This window comes from Psychromicrobium silvestre (assembly GCF_013408295.1).
GTDB classification, from domain to species: Bacteria; Actinomycetota; Actinomycetes; order Actinomycetales; family Micrococcaceae; genus Renibacterium; species Renibacterium silvestre.
This window is the reverse complement of the sequence record NZ_JACBYQ010000002.1, coordinates 1,461,732-1,477,249: the sequence shown is the minus strand read 5'-3', so window position 1 is coordinate 1,477,249 and position 15,518 is coordinate 1,461,732. Positions and strand designations below refer to the sequence as shown.

At 59.5% G+C, this 15,518-nt stretch carries 13 protein-coding genes; 3 read left to right on the top strand and 10 right to left on the bottom strand.

What is annotated here, in order from left to right; genetic code table 11:
- Positions 1–845 (bottom strand): recombinase RecA (recA, locus tag FHU41_RS14815; protein ID WP_179390365.1); only part of this gene is annotated, 845 nt, incomplete at its 3' end.
- Positions 846–1,139: 294 nt separating this feature from the next.
- Positions 1,140–1,361 carry a DUF3046 domain-containing protein gene (locus FHU41_RS14810; protein ID WP_179390364.1) on the bottom strand — a complete coding sequence of 74 codons (222 nt, stop codon included), beginning with the start codon at positions 1,359–1,361 and terminating at the stop codon, positions 1,140–1,142.
- A gap of 28 nt (positions 1,362–1,389) precedes the next feature.
- On the opposite strand from FHU41_RS14810, the gene FHU41_RS14805 reads away from it, so the two are divergent.
- Positions 1,390–1,875 (top strand): MarR family winged helix-turn-helix transcriptional regulator, encoded by a 486-nt coding sequence (locus tag FHU41_RS14805; protein WP_179390363.1) that lies wholly within the window; start codon positions 1,390–1,392, stop codon positions 1,873–1,875.
- 67 nt (positions 1,876–1,942) lie between these two features.
- On the opposite strand, the gene FHU41_RS14800 is transcribed toward FHU41_RS14805, so the two are convergent.
- The 7 genes from FHU41_RS14800 to FHU41_RS14770 all read right to left on the bottom strand — a co-directional run bounded on the left by FHU41_RS14800 (position 1,943) and on the right by FHU41_RS14770 (position 10,154).
- Positions 1,943–2,377 carry a helix-turn-helix domain-containing protein gene (locus tag FHU41_RS14800; protein ID WP_179390362.1) on the bottom strand — a complete coding sequence of 145 codons (435 nt, stop codon included), beginning with the start codon at positions 2,375–2,377 and terminating at the stop codon, positions 1,943–1,945.
- An 81-nt stretch (positions 2,378–2,458) separates the two neighbouring features.
- On the bottom strand, positions 2,459–2,983 hold the full coding sequence (locus FHU41_RS14795) for a CinA family protein (RefSeq protein ID WP_179390361.1): 525 nt from the start codon (positions 2,981–2,983) through the stop codon (positions 2,459–2,461).
- Positions 2,980–3,588, bottom strand: coding sequence for a CDP-diacylglycerol--glycerol-3-phosphate 3-phosphatidyltransferase (pgsA, locus tag FHU41_RS14790; RefSeq protein WP_179390360.1), 609 nt, complete (start codon positions 3,586–3,588; stop codon positions 2,980–2,982). The genes FHU41_RS14795 and pgsA overlap by 4 nt, the downstream gene beginning before the upstream one ends.
- Before the next feature lie 168 nt (positions 3,589–3,756).
- Positions 3,757–6,570 carry an FtsK/SpoIIIE family DNA translocase gene (locus FHU41_RS14785; RefSeq protein ID WP_179390359.1) on the bottom strand — a complete coding sequence of 938 codons (2,814 nt, stop codon included), beginning with the start codon at positions 6,568–6,570 and terminating at the stop codon, positions 3,757–3,759.
- 276 nt (positions 6,571–6,846) lie between these two features.
- A complete protein-coding gene (locus FHU41_RS14780; protein WP_179390358.1) occupies positions 6,847–7,740 on the bottom strand; it encodes a carbohydrate ABC transporter permease in 894 nt (297 codons plus the stop codon).
- Between the two features lies 1 nt (position 7,741).
- Positions 7,742–8,680, bottom strand: a complete 939-nt coding sequence (locus FHU41_RS14775; RefSeq protein ID WP_179390357.1) for a carbohydrate ABC transporter permease — start codon at positions 8,678–8,680, stop codon at positions 7,742–7,744.
- Between the two features lie 70 nt (positions 8,681–8,750).
- Complete coding sequence (locus FHU41_RS14770; protein WP_179390356.1) at positions 8,751–10,154, bottom strand: extracellular solute-binding protein; 1,404 nt, start codon at positions 10,152–10,154, stop codon at positions 8,751–8,753.
- Between the two features lie 220 nt (positions 10,155–10,374).
- Between FHU41_RS14770 and FHU41_RS14765 the strand changes: the two genes are divergently transcribed.
- Complete coding sequence (locus FHU41_RS14765; protein WP_179390355.1) at positions 10,375–12,009, top strand: fucose isomerase; 1,635 nt, start codon at positions 10,375–10,377, stop codon at positions 12,007–12,009.
- A gap of 30 nt (positions 12,010–12,039) precedes the next feature.
- Positions 12,040–13,023, top strand: a complete 984-nt coding sequence (locus FHU41_RS14760) for a LacI family DNA-binding transcriptional regulator (protein ID WP_179390354.1) — start codon at positions 12,040–12,042, stop codon at positions 13,021–13,023.
- Here the strand turns inward: FHU41_RS14760 and FHU41_RS14755 are convergent.
- Positions 13,020–15,506, bottom strand: coding sequence for a GH116 family glycosyl-hydrolase (locus FHU41_RS14755; RefSeq protein WP_218847236.1), 2,487 nt, complete (start codon positions 15,504–15,506; stop codon positions 13,020–13,022). The two genes, FHU41_RS14760 and FHU41_RS14755, sit on opposite strands and share 4 nt — an antisense overlap.
- Between the last annotated feature and the right edge of the window lie 12 nt (positions 15,507–15,518).

Below are 15,518 nucleotides of genomic sequence, written 5' to 3'. Positions count from 1 at the left end.
TGCTCCACACCCATGTCGATAATGCCGCCCTCGCGGGAAATACCCTGACCATAGATGATGTCGAACTCGGCAATCTTGAAGGGCGGGGCCATCTTGTTCTTGACGATCTTCGCCTTGGTCCTATTGCCCACGGAGTCCGCGCCCTCCTTGAGAGTCTGGATACGACGCACATCGATACGCACCGAGGCGTAGAACTTCAAGGCCTTTCCACCCGTGGTGGTTTCCGGACTACCGAAGAAGACGCCGATCTTTTCACGCAACTGGTTAATGAAGATCGCCGTGGTTTTGGTCTGGTTGAGTCGTCCGGTGATTTTACGCAGTGCCTGGCTCATCAAACGAGCTTGTAGACCGACGTGACTATCACCCATCTCGCCTTCAATTTCGGCGCGGGGTACCAGTGCGGCTACCGAGTCGATCACCACGATGTCGAGCGAGCCGGAGCCGATCAGCATGTCCATGATCTCTAGAGCCTGCTCGCCGGTATCCGGCTGGGAGACCAAAAGCGAGTCCACATCGACCCCGAGTTTGGCAGCATATTCCGGATCCAAGGCATGCTCCGCGTCGATGAAGGCAGCGATGCCACCATTGCGCTGAGCGTTAGCCACCGCATGCAAAGCCACCGTGGTCTTACCGGAAGACTCCGGACCATAAATCTCCACCACGCGTCCACGCGGCAAGCCACCAATACCCAGCGCGACATCCAAGGCAATTGAACCGGTAGGAATGGTTTCGATCGGTGCCCGGACTTCATCGCCCAGCCGCATAATCGAACCCTTGCCGTACTGCTTGTCGATCTGGGCTAGCGCTGCTTCTAGCGCCTTCTCGCGATCTGGTGATGCTGCCATGCTGACACCTCAGTGCTTTCTTTTCAGTGCTCGTCTGCTTTTCCTGCGGCTCGGCTATCCGTCGAACCCGTTACCCTCGACGCTACGACCGAGCACCGACAATATTCGTTTCGTCGTCCGGAAACCGGTCGAATGTGGATAATTCGGCCTTGTCACCCAACAGCCATCCAAGTGACGAATGGAGGGCAAAACCGTACCTCAGGAGAAGCTATTTTTCTCTGCTTCAAAGCCTACAGTTATCCGAACAGATATTCGAATACTTCTTCGGCGTGTCCACGATAGAAAGCGAAGGAGCTAAGCCTTCGGTGCAACATCCTTACCCAGCCTGCGCGCCATCGGCACACCCTGAATCTCACAAACTGCATGCCAAATCGCCTTAGGCGACACCCCGGCGTCGAGCGCCTCCTTAGCACTGCGCCCACCAACTTTTGCCAATACCAAATCCTCGGCTAACGATCGCGCGTATCCCACACCAAACTCGTCATCCATCAGTCGCCAAAACTCGCTCACCCGCATTATTCGATCCTCCCACTAGAATGTTCCAATGACGACCCCGCAACCAGGACCAGCTGAGCCCGCCGCTCAGAATCGTCCCGACGAAGAGGCCATCAAAGCCGCCGAAGAACAATTGAGTCTGCTTTGGCGTCGCTCCCGTGCGGCTTCCTATCAACTTGCTCGTGCCGTACACCCAGACCTTGAGCCTTCGGCCTATGGTTTATTGGCTATTTTGTTCAATGACGGCCCCATGCGGCTGACCGATCTGGCCGCAAATATCGGAGTTGGCAAGCCCTCGGTAAGCCGCCAGATCGCTTTTCTGCAAGATATCGGTCTGGTCCACAAACTCGACGATCCACAAGACGGTCGCGCCCAGCTCATCCACCTGACGGAAAAGGGAACACATCAGGTCAAGCAGAGCCAGACCGCTCGAAAGCAAGCCCTGGATGATCGTTTGGCGGCCTGGTCCCCTGCGGATGTCCGGGAGTTTGCCCGACTATTGCGTAAATTCAGCGAGAACTATTACGAAAACTAGCCGGTAGCACTGAGTCCGGGCATGGCGATGCCCGGCACCACCGCAGTGCCGGGCATCGGTTAAGTTATTAGTTGTAGGCGGGCGACGGGAACTCTGCAGAGAATTCGTCGTCTAGCGTGCGCCCATAGCGAGCGGCGAAATCTTGCGGAACGGTGTCCGGCACTGCCAATCCTTCGGCCACTGCCAACCGGTCGCTGACCTCGCGTAGCATCATCGACAACGGGACATCAAGAGCCCCGCAGATCGATGAAAGCAGCTCGGAAGAAGCTTCCTTCTGACCACGCTCGACTTCACTCAAATAGCCCAGTGAGACCCGAGCGTTATGCGAAACTTCGCGCAAAGTACGTCCTTGACGCTGACGCAGGTCTCGCAGAACGTCCCCAATTTCATGACGGATAACTACCAGCTTCTTGCCGCTGCCGGAATCCGCCTTGGCCTCGTTTGCCAAACCCACATCACGCCAGCGCACCACGCCGTTTACGGATACGGGTTGTTTCACCATTTACTCCCTTTGGCTCTCCCCTGACGGGGAACTTATGCTTCCATCTTAGGCGGTTATCTGCCGCCCGGATATATTGACCAACTAACGATCAAATTGTTTTGTTCCCGGTTGCTTCCCGAAAGTTTGCTGTGAGGAGTTTACGACGTCGGCCAGCAGGCTCAGCGCGCTATGCCGGGCTTGCGCTCTAATCGCCTCACGGTCGCCGTCGAAGTGATATTCCCGGTATTGGGCGACACCATTTAGAGCGACTGCCAGGAACACCGTGCCAACGGCTTTACCGTCGTGGGCCTCGGGACCTGCGGCGCCGGTGGTGGCGAGCCCGACGTTCGCACCGGTGATCCGGCAAACGCCAAGGGCCATCTGCACGGCGACTTCTCCATCGACCGAGCCAACGCGTTCCAGCAGTTCCTCGGAGACACCGAGCACAGAGGCTTTGACGCTGTTCTGATAAGCCACCACTCCGCCCTGGAAGGTTGCGGAGACCCCGGGCACGCCCACCAGTTCCGTAGCCACTGCACCACCGGTGAGGGATTCCGCCGTGGCTAGGCTCAGCCCGCGTTCAATCAGCGAGGCAACCAACTCGGCGGTACTCGGCCCGGTGCTCATTCGGAGCCTGTTCCTTGTGTTCCTTGGTTTCCGGCTCGCCGCAGCCGCACTGCTTGAACAATGTAATCGAGGCCCGTGACCAGGGTGACGATCAGTGCGGCCAGCATCATGATGAGCGCCACCAAGCTAAGCCAAGGCCACTGCGGGGTAAACGGAAGAAGATACAGCAGGATGGCTGCGGTCTGCAGCACGGTCTTGATTTTGCCGCCTCGGGAAGCCGGGATGACCCCGTACCTGATCACCACGAAGCGCAACACCGTGATACCCAGTTCACGGACCAGCATCAGCACGGTGATCCACCAGGGCAACTCCCCCAGGCCGGAAAGTAGCAGCAGCGCCGCACCGATCAGTAGTTTGTCCGCAATCGGATCGGCAATCTTGCCGAAATCGGTGATCAGGCCGCGGCTGCGAGCCAGATCGCCGTCGAGCTTATCGGTGTAAATGGCTACCGCAAAGGTAAGCACACCAGCCCAGCGCCACCAGGAGTATTGGGCCGAATCGGCGAGCATAAACCACACAAAAAAGGGCACCAGCAAAATTCGCAGCACGGTCAGTACATTGGCAATATTCAGTGCCGGCACTGGCTGGGTTTCCGAATTAGTCACAACAACTACCTTAGCCCGGAGCCACCGTTAAACGTCGAGTAAACGGCGAGTGTGGAGATCTGCACCTTATTCGTGCTTCATAAGATGCAGATCTCCACACTCGAAAAGGGGAACGGTGTCCCTGAGGGGAAACGGGAGCCTCGGAGGGAAACGGCTCGAAGGCGATGCTTAGCGGCCGGTCAGACTCCAGGCGTCCTCGCCATCATCATCATCGCCGTCGTGATAATCCACTGCCTGAGCCCGTGCATCTAAGTCTTCAGCCACCAAGTCCACGCCGAAGCCCTGATTGACATTGGCGTTCGCAGCCAGCGCCTCCGTGGTCGGGCTGACCGGGGCGGCGGGTCCATCACCACGGATGGCAGCCAGGGTGGCCGCCAGATCATCGGGCTTGACCAGCACATCTCGCGCTTTGGAACCCTCAGAGGGGCCAACCACGCCACGCGATTCCAGCAGGTCCATCAGGCGACCGGCTTTAGCGAATCCGACGCGCAGCTTACGCTGCAACATCGAGGTGGAGCCGAATTGAGTGGTCACCACTAATTCGGTGGCTTGCAACAACACATCCAGATCGTCGCCGATCTCCTCGTCCACCTGTTTCTTGGGTGCTTCCACCGCGACGTCGTCGCGATAGACAGCTTGCAACTGACCCTTGACGTGCTCCACCACCTGGCGGATCTCCGACTCAGTCACCCAGGCACCCTGCACACGAATTGCCTTTGAGGCGCCCATCGGCAGGAACAAAGCATCACCCTGACCCAAGAGCTTCTCCGCACCCGGCTGGTCCAAGACCACTCGGGAATCGGTCACCGAGGAGGTGGCGAAGGCCATCCGGGAAGGCACATTGGCCTTGATTAGGCCGGTCACCACATCAACCGAAGGTCGCTGGGTAGCGAGCACCAGGTGGATACCGGCGGCACGGGCCAACTGGGTGATTCGGACAATGGAATCTTCCACGTCACGCGGCGCAACCATCATCAAATCGGCAAGCTCGTCCACAATCACCAAGAGGTACGGATAGGGCTTGAGCACCCGCTTGGAATCCACCGGCAGCTTGACCTTGCCGGCCCGCACCGCCTTATTGAAATCATCGATGTGCTTGAAACCAAAGTTGGACAGATCGTCGTAGCGAGTGTCCATCTCTCGTACCACCCACTGCAAGGCCTCGGCAGCCTTCTTGGGGTTGGTGATGATCGGCGTTATCAAGTGCGGCACACCTTCATAGGCGGTGAGCTCCACGCGCTTCGGATCGACCATCACCATCCGGACCTCATCCGGGGTGGCCCGCATCAGGATCGAGGTGATCATCGAGTTCACAAACGAGGACTTACCGGCACCGGTTGCACCGGCCACCAGCAAGTGCGGCATCTTGGCCAGGTTGGCCACCACGAAGCCGCCCTCAACATCCTTACCCACGCCCATCACCATCGGATGGTCGGTGCGTCGGGCGTTCTGCGAACGCAGCACATCGCCGAGCGAAACAATTTCCTTGTCCACATTCGGAATTTCAATGCCGATCGCACTCTTGCCGGGGATCGGCGAGAGGATCCGGACATCGGCGCTGGCCACCGCATAGGAGATGTTCTTGCTCAGCGCGGTAACCCGCTCCACCTTGGTACCCGGACCGAGTTCGATTTCATAGCGGGTCACGGTCGGTCCGCGGGAGAAACCTGTCACCTGGGCGTCGACCTTGAACTGGTCAAGCACCTCGGTCAACCGGGCCACCACGGCATCATTCGCCTCGGTACGCTCCTTCGGGGCAGATCCCGGGGTCAGTACCTCGTTATTCGGCAGGGTGTAAGTGACATCCCCGGCCAGGCTGAGTTGCTCGGAACGCTGCGGGATCGGAGTGGTCGGCGCTTGCGGAGCCACGTGATGGACGGCAATCGTTGGATTGGCCATCGGCTTCGGCGGTGCGTCCGCCAGGGCAGCCACGGTCGAAATGGCCTCGGTGACCGGTTCCGTGGGGTTCAAATCGGTGGGCAGACCCTGCGCGGATTTGAGTTCGTTGACAGCAATCTCCGCTTTGGTCGGTCGCCGTACGCCCGGCGGGATCAATGGAGTAGTCTGCGCGGCAGCAGCCGATTCATCATCGACCAAGGCGTGCTCGAAGGCCTCGTCACCGGTAAAGCCGTCAAGCAGTGAGCCGTCTTCCTCGTCCTTCTTGCGACCGAATAGACCGCGTTTGCTGTGCTCTTTTTTAGGCTTCGGGCTGCTATCCCGATCATATAAGTAGCTCTGGTCGTGGCCGTCACGATCTGCATCTGGATGCAGGTCTTGACCCATCAAATGCTCGTAGAGATGCCGAAGCCGGGAAGGGATAGCCCGGAAGGGAGTCGCCGTGACAATCAGCAGACTGATGAAAGCCACCAGCGCATAGACCAAAACAGCAAGCCAGAGGTTGAGCGCGGCAATTGGCGCGGCGGCCAGGAAACCGATCGTTCCGCCCGCGCCACTAACCCCGGCGAAGCCACTGGACAGGCTGGGCTGACCGCCCGCCAGATGCGCAATCGCAGCACCGGCAACGGTCATAATGGAAAACCCGATGGCCACCCGATTATTTGCTCGGACATTTTCGGGATAGCGGAACTGGCCTATCGAGCAAATCACCAGCATGAGCGGCAAAAGCAGCCCCATCCAACCGAAAGTTCCGGCCACAATTCCGTGCACGCCGTCGGCGAACCATCCGGTCAATCCCCACCATTCGAAGGTGGCAATGCCCACCGCGAGCAGTAGCAATAAGAACGCACTGCCGTCGCGACGTGTGGCCGGGTCCAGGCCAGAGACATCGTGGCCAATCCGGCGGAAGCCAGCGCCGATGGCATGGGCAATGCCCTGCCACAGCCCAGCGATGGCCCGAACGGGCCAGGGCTGCACCTCGGGTTCGGGTTGTTTGCGCGTGCGAGTAGAGCTAGCCGTTGTCTTACTCTTCGCCTGGGGGGCGCGACTAGCTGCGGGGCGCACGGGGGAAGTACGAGTCGCCATAGCTTCACGCTACCTGTGCAAAGGCTGTTTTCCTGGGATTTGGAGGCTTTTCCGGCCAAACAGCTTGAGAAGGACGCTTAAATGTTCGACGGCGGTGCCTCCCCTCGCTCTGTCATCCCCCGGCCCAGGCCCAGGGATCGCGTTAGTTCAATGACCTCGGGATAGCCCAATGACGAGTCAGTGGGCTATCCCGAAGCTAATGGGCTATCCCGAACAGAAAGCACCGGACAGCAAGGAAAACAGCGACGAAGGAACCGGATCGCAGAAGATGCTTAGCTATTTGAGCCCGGCCATCTTGATGTTGCCAATGATCTGCCGTTGGAAGGCTAGGAACAGGATGATCACTGGAGCCGCGGCAAGTACGGACCCTGCCATTAGCAGCCCCAACTCGGTATTGCGCTCCGATCGGAAGGTCGCCAGGTACTGCTGGACCACAAAACGCTCCGGGCTGGTAATGGTCATAATTGGCCAAACATAGGAGTTCCAGTACCCCAGAAAAGCCGCGATTCCCATCACGATGAAGGGCGGCTTCGACAGCGGCAGGAAGAGCCGCCAGAAAATCGTAAAACGACCACAGCCATCGAGCATTGCGGCCTCTTCAAGGCTGACCGGAATGTTCAGGTAGAACTGCCGGATAAAGAACACGGTGCCAGCGCTCGCGGCCCCCGGGATCACCAGCACTGCGAGGGTATCGAGCATATAAAGGTTGGTTACCACCACAAAGCTAGTGAGCAGGATCGTCATACCCGGGATAAACATGGTGGTGATCACAATTGCCCAAAGCGTGCGCTTGAACCGGAACTCCAACCGAGCGAAGGCGTAGGCGGCAACCGAGTTGACCGCGAGCGTCAGCACGGTGAACAACACCGCACCTAAGAAAGTCCAAGCCAGGGTCTGTACGAAGGTCGGGTCGCTCAGGATCTGTGCGTAGTTCTCCCATTTCCAGACCTCCGGGAAGAACTGGAAGGGCGTAGAGATCACCTCGGTCTTAGCCTTAAACCCGGCGATAACCATCCAAGCCAGCGGGAAAAGCGCAGCAATAACGAAGATCAGACCGGCCAGTATCTTTCCGATCAGCACCACCCAGCCAGCTGCCGTGCGCGGAGCAGAGCGGCGGGAGCGCAACTTGCCGGTGAGCACAGCGGGAGGAGTTTCTTGTACGGCAGTCATCTCAGTCCACCAGCCTCTCCGAGTTGACGAACTTGAACACCAGCGCGGACACCGAGCCGAGCACCACGAAAAGTAGTAGGGCAGCTGCAATCGAGTAGCCGACATCGATATCGTTCCGGAAGTGGTTGAAAATGAACAGATTTGGCAGCGTGGTCGAGTCGAGTGGGCCACCACCGGTCATCACCAGGGGTAGTTCGAACTGCTGAATGGCACCGATGAATCCGGTAATCAGCAGGTATAACACCACGTTTTTCATCTGCGGAAGCGTGATGAACCTGGTCTTCTGCCACCAGCTTGCCCCCTCCATGGCGGCGGCTTCGTAGAACTCCGAGGGAATGTCCACCATCGCGGCCACCATGATGAGCGAGGTCAGCCCCATCCCGAGCCAGATGGCTGGAACGGCGATGGAGACCAGCGCCCAGGCGGGATCCCCCAGCCAGGCGGTTGGCGCAATGCCGAAGCGCCCGAGGAACCAGTTCAGCAGGCCCCCGGAGTAGTTGTAAATAAGGGCAAAGATGATCGAGGTGATCACCCCGGAGATGATGGTCGGGATATAGATGCTGACCTTGAGCAGCCCCGCGAATCGCTTCGACACGCTCACCACGAGGCTAGAGAACAGGAACGCCAACACCAACATGATCGGCACGGTCATTGCCACGAACAAGAACCCCCGCCCCACGGAGCCCCAGAAAAGCGGGTCGCTGAGTACGTCGATAAAGTTCTTGAATCCAACGAACTCCGGATCCTTGTAGAAACTCCAGTCTTGGAAGGACAGAAACCCGGCATAGACGGTAGGCCAGATGACGAAGATCCCGAGCAACACCAACACGGGCAGCAGAAGCAGATAGGCAACTTTCCCGTCTCGGCGTCCGCTGCTAGGCGCGTCCTTGCGGCTCTTAGTACGAGTGGCCCGTGTAGCCGCCCCTTGTTCAGTGGTCATGTTCTGGATCCCGTCATCCTTGTCGAAACGTAGCGAGTGGGCGCCGAGCGAACCCCTCTTGATGAACGATTTACTTGGCTGGCGCCTTAGCGGCTAGCCCATCCTTGTCGATCACTGTCTTGATCGACTTCTCTGCAGTGCCGATGGCATCCGAGGCCGAGGCCGCCCCCTTCATCACGGATTCCATCGCGGTGCCGACGGCTAGCGAAATGTCCCAGGGGTACTTTGGCTCCGGAATGCCGGTGGGCAGAATGTCCTTCACAATGACGCTCGACCATGGTGCTTTCGCCGCGCCATCGGTAGCGGCAACCGCATCCTGCACCGACTGACGCACCGGAATCTTGGTGAACTGGGTGCCGGTAAAGAAGGGCACCAGGTTCTGCGGATCGTCGGCGAGCGCCCAGGTGATGAACTTGCCTGCCGCTTCCGAGCCCTTGCTCTTGGCGTCGATGACCCACTTGAAGTTGCCCAGGGTGGTGGCACCACGGCCTTCGGCATCGGCCGCAGAGGGGAAAGCCCCCACTCCGGTCTTTTCCAGCAGATCGGGATAGTCGGATCCAATCTCGGACATCATCCAAGAACCAGATACCTTGAACGCGACCTTCTGCTGCCCAAAGTCTTTACCCTCCACGTAGGCGGCGAGCGGCTGCTTCGGCATGTAGCCGTTGTCCCAGAGCTGCTTGTACTTGTCCATCAGTGACTTATAGCCGTCGTCGTTGATATTCGGCGACTTCCAGTCGTCGCTAAGCGCGGTGTGGCCGGAAAAGTTGTACTGCTGCCCTACCGAGGACCAAGCAAAGGTGGCACCATCGGAGGCTGGCGCAATGCAATATTGCCCATCCGCAAGGGTCGGTTTGATCTTGGCGCAGGCAGCGAGCAGTTCATCCCAGGTCTTCGGACCCTGATCGGCGTTGACACCGGCAGCCTTGAGCAGGTCTTTGTTCCAGAACAGCACCGTCTGGGGTTCAAGCAGCAGCGGATAGGCATAGAACTTTCCGCCAACTGCGGAGATGGGCTTCGCAGCATCGAGAATCTCGCCGAGTTTGTCCGCCGCGACAACCTTGTCCAATTCGTAAAATTGACCGGCATCGACCGCTTCCTGAATGCTGCCGGAGAAGGTATAGACATCGGGAGCTTTCCCGGCAGCCTGCGCCGCTTTCATCTTCTGGTCCCAGGCATCGGCTGGCACTTCGGTATCAACAACCTTGATCGCGGACTGCGATTCGTTGAATTTCTTGACAATCTCGGCGTACCACTTATTCTCAACCGGGGTGAAGGTACGGTGCCAAAACTGCAAGGTGGTGACGCCGGAGGCGGCCGAACTGCCGCCCGCCGATTCTCCGGGTTTACCCGAACCGCAGGCTGCCAGCCCGCCGAGCGCCGGCACCAGCGCCGCCAGTCCGGCCGCCCGAAGCACGTTGCGTCGACTGAAACTCGATCCTTGCGGGAAGAACTGCTGATTTGTAGATTCCACTGTGAACCCCTCACCTTGTCATCGCAGCCGACGGGAAGGTCCGCGGGCTGCATGTGTTCTCGAACCGATCACAGCGCTCAGGGACCCCCACGGTGCGAGTCGCTGTAATCGATTGCCCCCATACTAGGCATCTTCATGATTACCCCGTCAAGACATTTGAGAAATCGATTACATTTGATTAGGGTGAAGGCACGAAACTTTTCAGTCAGAGAGGACTGCCATGACTTACCTCCTGCCCACCCCCGCCAGTCGCCCGGAGGGCGAGCCTCAGCTTATCTACACGGTGGCTTCGGGTGACTTGCGGCTGAGCGCCAATCAGAAGTGCTGGTCCACTCAGCAACAGCTGGAGGCGGACTTCACCACTGCGGTAGAAAAGTTCGGTTTCCGGGTCAAACGAGCCCATGGCGTGGACGAAACAACCGGACACGGGTTCATTGACTCCCAGCGCAAGGGGATTGAGGTCTTCAAGGACATTCCGGTGGACGCCCCGCTTGTGGTGGTGGACGCCGTCTGGCAATACAGCCATCACGTATTGCCAGGACTGCGCACCCACCGCGGCCCCATCCTGGTGGTGGCCAATTGGGCCGGTGACTACCCGGGACTGGTTGGCTTGCTCAATCTAACCGGCAGCATGACCAAAGCCGGAGTGGACCATTCGGCGCTGTGGAGCGAGGACTTCAGCGATACCTGGGCACTGGGCCACCTGGAGGCCTGGCTAACCCAGGGAAAAATCATCCACGACACCTCGCATATCCGCGATTTGCCTGCGCTCCCGGCGAACGAGGAAGTGGCCTTGGGCACCGCGCTTGCCGAACAGCTCAAGGCGGATAAGGCGATCATCGGTGTCTTCGACGAGGGCTGCATGGGCATGTACAACGCCATCATCGATGATGAACTGCTCAACCCCTTGGGGATCTACAAGGAACGGCTTTCGCAGAGCGCTCTGGTGGCCGAAATGCTTAAGGTTCCGGATACAGAGGCGACGGCGGTCAAGGACTGGCTGGATCAGGCCGGCCTGCGCTTCGACTTCGGAACCGACGAGGCCACCGAGCTCACCCCTGCGCAGGTACACAGCCAGCTAAAAATGTACATCGCGGCACTTCGGATCGCCGATGACTTCGGGTTGGACGCGGTGGGCATCCAATACCAGCAGGGGCTCAAGGACACGGTGCCAGCCAGCGATCTGGCCGAGGGCTTACTCAATAATGTCGAACGCCCCCCGGTTTTCAGCCGGGATGGCTCCCGCGAGCTCTATCCGGCTCAAGCCCTGCCACATTTCAACGAGGTCGATGAAGGCGTGGCCGTTGATGCCCTGGTGACCAACCGGATCTGGACAGCGATGGGCTTTGACCCGGCCAACACCCTGCACGATATCCGCTGGGGCGAGGAATACAACGGCGAATTTGTCTGGGTCTTTGAGATCTCTGGAGCGGTACCGGCCAGCCATAATGGCGGTTATCAGAACAGTTACAGCATGCGTCAGCCACCGATGTTCTTCCCGCTCGGCGGTGGAACCCTCTCCGGAGTGTCCAAACCAGGCGAAATCGTCTGGTCCAGGGTGTTCATTATGGACGGCGTATTGCACTTGGACCTAGGTCGTGGCCATGTTGTCGGCCTGCCTGCCGAGGAGACACAACGGCGGCTGGACGCCACCGACCCACAGTGGCCCATTATGCATGCCGTGCTGGACGGGGTAAGCCGGGACCAGTTGATGGCGCGGCACAAGGCAAATCATCTACAAGTTGCCTACACTCCGGACGCGCAGAGCGCCGATAAAGCGCTGCTCGCCAAGGCCGCCATGTTCACTCAATTGGGGGTCCGGGTACACATTGCGGGTACCGTTAACATCATCTAGTCGACTAACCCAGGCAGAGGTAAGGGACCCATGGTCAAAATCAGCGACGTCGCCCGCGAGGCAGGTGTTTCTGTAGCCACGGTTTCCCGGGCTTTAAACAATCTGGACACCGTCCGGCCGGATCTGGCTGCGCAAGTCCACCAGGCCGCCTCCCGCCTCGGTTATCGACCTAATTCGCTGGCCCGCAACCTGCGCAAACAAAGCACCCAGGTCTGGGCTCTGGTCATCTCCGATATTGAGAACCCGTTTTTCACCGCGGTTGCCCGCGGGGTTGAGGATACCGCTCAGCAGAACGGCTACTCCGTGATGCTCTGTAATTCGGACGAAGATCCGGAGAAGGAAGCTCGTTACCTCTCGGTTGCCGGGCAGGACCGGGTAGCCGGGGTCATTCTCTCGCCACACAGTGCCAGCACCGACGTCTCCTCGCTCAATCACATTCCGCTTGTGGTTATCGACCGGGCGCTGAACGCGCCTTTCGATGTGGTCCTGGTGCACTCTCGGCTGGGCGCTGAACAGGCCACCCGCCATCTGCTCGAGCAGGGCTGGCAGCGTCCGGCTTGTATCACCGGTCCAGAGGACGCCGAGACCGCCGTGGAGCGTCGCGAAGGCTACCTACAGGCACTTCGGGGCACCGAGATCGAGGCGCAGGTGAAGCACCAGCCGTTCCGCAGTCCGGACGGCGCTGTGGCCACAGCGGCGCTGCTGGACGGAGATAATCCGCCGGACTCCTTTTTTGTCGGCAACGCCTCCTTAGCCCTCGGCGTGCTGGCCGAATTGTCCAGACGCGGACTCAAGCCGGGGACCGACGTCGGACTGATCAGCTTTGATGACGCACCTTGGGCCCCCTTTATTGACCCGCCCATCTCGGTGGTCGCTCAGCCTGCCTACGATATTGGTGTCCAGGCTGCCCAATTGTTGGTCGAACGGATCGCGAACACCGGACCGCGGGCACCGAGGGAAGTTAACCTGGCCACCACCCTCATTTTCCGGGAGAGTTCCCGGAAGCTCGGCTAGGCTCCAGCTTTAGGCCTCACCCTTTGGGGGCTTACGACGGCGACGCTCGGCCAGCTGCCACCGGCCGGCTGAGCGGTCTGTGCGGGTACAAAGCGAGCTTCGCCCTGCCGGACCACCACTTGACCGAGCACCTTACCCGCCACTATCGGCCAGGTTCCGTTTTGGGCGGTCACCGTAATGCTGTTCGAAGCGGCGTCGTAGACAAGTCCGCTCCAGGCGTGCAGCAGACCGAAGGAAGCCATCGAACGCGCGTAGTGGTCGCCGCATTCCATCTCATTGAAGGGGTTGCGGCGCCTTCCGGAGAAGCGCTGCCGCACCTCTTCGACCACCCGTTGTGCTGCCTCGTGGCGGCCTTCAAGAGCTAAGCCAATCGCCGCCGAATATTCGAGTCCGGTCCACACCTCATTGCAGTACGGGAAGGGCCGTAGCGGCCGCTCTCCGCGTGGGAAAGTGCAGTTCAGCAGGCCTTGTTCGTCGCCCAGCGCATAGCTGCGCAGGTGATTGAAGTGGGCGTGGAAATCGCCGCGGTGGTTCTGTTCTAAGACAGAATCGAGCGCTTTGGCAATGTGTACTGGATTTAGCCCCGTGTTAAGCCCGGAGAGCTGAGCCATCGAGTGCCCCACAAGCTGATCGCTCGTGCTGCCCGAACCAATCTGCAGCGCCGGGTTCACCAGATCATCGGACCCCTCATCGGCGCCCTCGTGGTCGTACCGAATCCGCAGCCCCTCGGCGATATTCTCCTCAAGCAGCGGCGGGATGATTTTCTGCTGATAATAGTCGCCGTTGAAGAGCAGTTCCTCGGTTCCCGCCGCGCCACTATCGAGCAGGCGGCGGCACTTGGCACCGAATTCCGCATCGTCTAACCGCTCGGCGAGTTCAACACAGGCAGCAAGCGCTGCCAGATACCAGGACTGGTTCACCCCGCTTGGCCCGTAATACTCCACATCCATGGTGTTGTGTTGGCAGCCCTCCATCACGCCGTCTTGATCGGCATCCCAGCCATTCGGGATCCAGGCGAACTCCATCGCTCGTTTCGCTCCGGGCCAGAGCCGTCGCAATCGCTCGGTATCTCCGGAAAGTTGCCAGGTCCGGAATAGCCGCATAATGGTACCCATCTGGCCGTCCGCCGCCGCTACCGGCCACTGGGTACCGTTTTCATCCAGCGGGAGGCAGGCGCGGAAACTCATTCTTCCCTGGTCATCGAGGGTGTGCAGGAACTCCACCTCGCGCATACTCCAGGCCAGCTCCGGGAAGAGTTGTTCCAGCGCGTACTGATAGTTCCACACGTGGGTGCAGGAGCCGTGGCAGCTGCCCTCATGGGGATTGCTGCCCTCCCAAGCCAGGAAGGTGCCGTCCGCGCTGCGCAGGCAGGTCTGCGATTTGAGCACCGCGAGATTGGAGAGGGCGGCGTCCACTGCGGCCGCGGGGAGATCCGAGTCGGCCAGCGCGGAGACGAAGCTTTTGGTGCGGGATTCCAGTTCGGTGAGCCTGGGGCGTAACTGCTCGACGACGTCGGCCGCGTCTCGGTATTGGCTCGCGTAGTGATTGCCAATAATAAGGTCGCCATAGACGCCTTTTTCGGTCCACGCTCGCCGGTTCGGGAAGTGCCAGGCGATCAGGAAACCAAAGTCCGCACTCTCCCCCGGCTCAAGTTCCTTGCTCACCACGAGCGAGCCGGTGGGTACCTGGGCGCTCTCCTCCGGTTCGTCGAGGAGTCCGTCCGCGGAGAAGTCATCCCAGAAGTCCAGTAGCGAATCCCCCCAAGAACGTTTTGCCCAGCTGGTCCGGCTGGAGGAGACCGGATCCAGGGCGGCCAGCGCCAGAGTGCCAAAAGCTTCGTCCTGTTCGGAAACCTCGTTTGAACTGCCACTGAGAACGGTACCGGCAGCGGTTTCCAGACGTTCGAAACGATTGCCCTTCGGCAATTGCTGATCACGATGGTGGCCAACCACATTGAGCACATTGGCTGCCACCGAAACCTGCAAGGTCTCCTGCCCGGTATTGCGCACCGTGGCCCGGTAGATCAGAGCCGGAATGCTACTCGCCGCAACATCTCCTGGAACCAGCGGATTATAGGCCTGGACCCGCACCTCAACCGGCAACTTCTGATCATGGAGTAGCACTTGTCCGAAGGGATAGGCCGCGTGAAATTCGGCGTCGCTAAAACGGGGCAGCCCGGCCAGCGGACGACGGCTGCCATCGGGGCCTTCGAATTGGTCATCGGGAATGGGACCTTCGAGCAGACGAGTATGCCGTTGATCCGCGCCGGCCAAATGCAGGGCGAAAAAGGAATCCGGTGAGAAGCCCTTGGCCGGCCGGTTGAACAGCTCCCAATCAACCAATTGCCCCGTGCCACTGAGCGAAATACAGCCGGTGCCGATGCCCCCGATGGGCATTTTCAGTCGGCTCAGTTCCGCACCAGAAAAGCAGCGGACCACGGGCCAGTCGTTGACTGGTTGGGCATTAATGCTTTGAGGGATCACGTAAAACCTGCA

What these genes read in the sequence shown, in the direction of transcription:
- FHU41_RS14780 (WP_179390358.1), bottom strand. Translation starts at nt 7,740, where the DNA reads ATGACTGCCGTACAAGAAACTCCTCCCGCTGTGCTCACCGGCAAGTTG.
- FHU41_RS14785 (WP_179390359.1), bottom strand. Translation starts at nt 6,570, where the DNA reads ATGGCGACTCGTACTTCCCCCGTGCGCCCCGCAGCTAGTCGCGCCCCC.
- FHU41_RS14810 (WP_179390364.1), bottom strand. Translation starts at nt 1,361, where the DNA reads ATGCGGGTGAGCGAGTTTTGGCGACTGATGGATGACGAGTTTGGTGTG.
- FHU41_RS14775 (WP_179390357.1), bottom strand. Translation starts at nt 8,680, where the DNA reads ATGACCACTGAACAAGGGGCGGCTACACGGGCCACTCGTACTAAGAGC.
- FHU41_RS14795 (WP_179390361.1), bottom strand. Translation starts at nt 2,983, where the DNA reads ATGAGCACCGGGCCGAGTACCGCCGAGTTGGTTGCCTCGCTGATTGAA.
- FHU41_RS14805 (WP_179390363.1), top strand. Translation starts at nt 1,390, where the DNA reads ATGACGACCCCGCAACCAGGACCAGCTGAGCCCGCCGCTCAGAATCGT.
- FHU41_RS14760 (WP_179390354.1), top strand. Translation starts at nt 12,040, where the DNA reads ATGGTCAAAATCAGCGACGTCGCCCGCGAGGCAGGTGTTTCTGTAGCC.
- FHU41_RS14765 (WP_179390355.1), top strand. Translation starts at nt 10,375, where the DNA reads ATGACTTACCTCCTGCCCACCCCCGCCAGTCGCCCGGAGGGCGAGCCT.
- FHU41_RS14800 (WP_179390362.1), bottom strand. Translation starts at nt 2,377, where the DNA reads ATGGTGAAACAACCCGTATCCGTAAACGGCGTGGTGCGCTGGCGTGAT.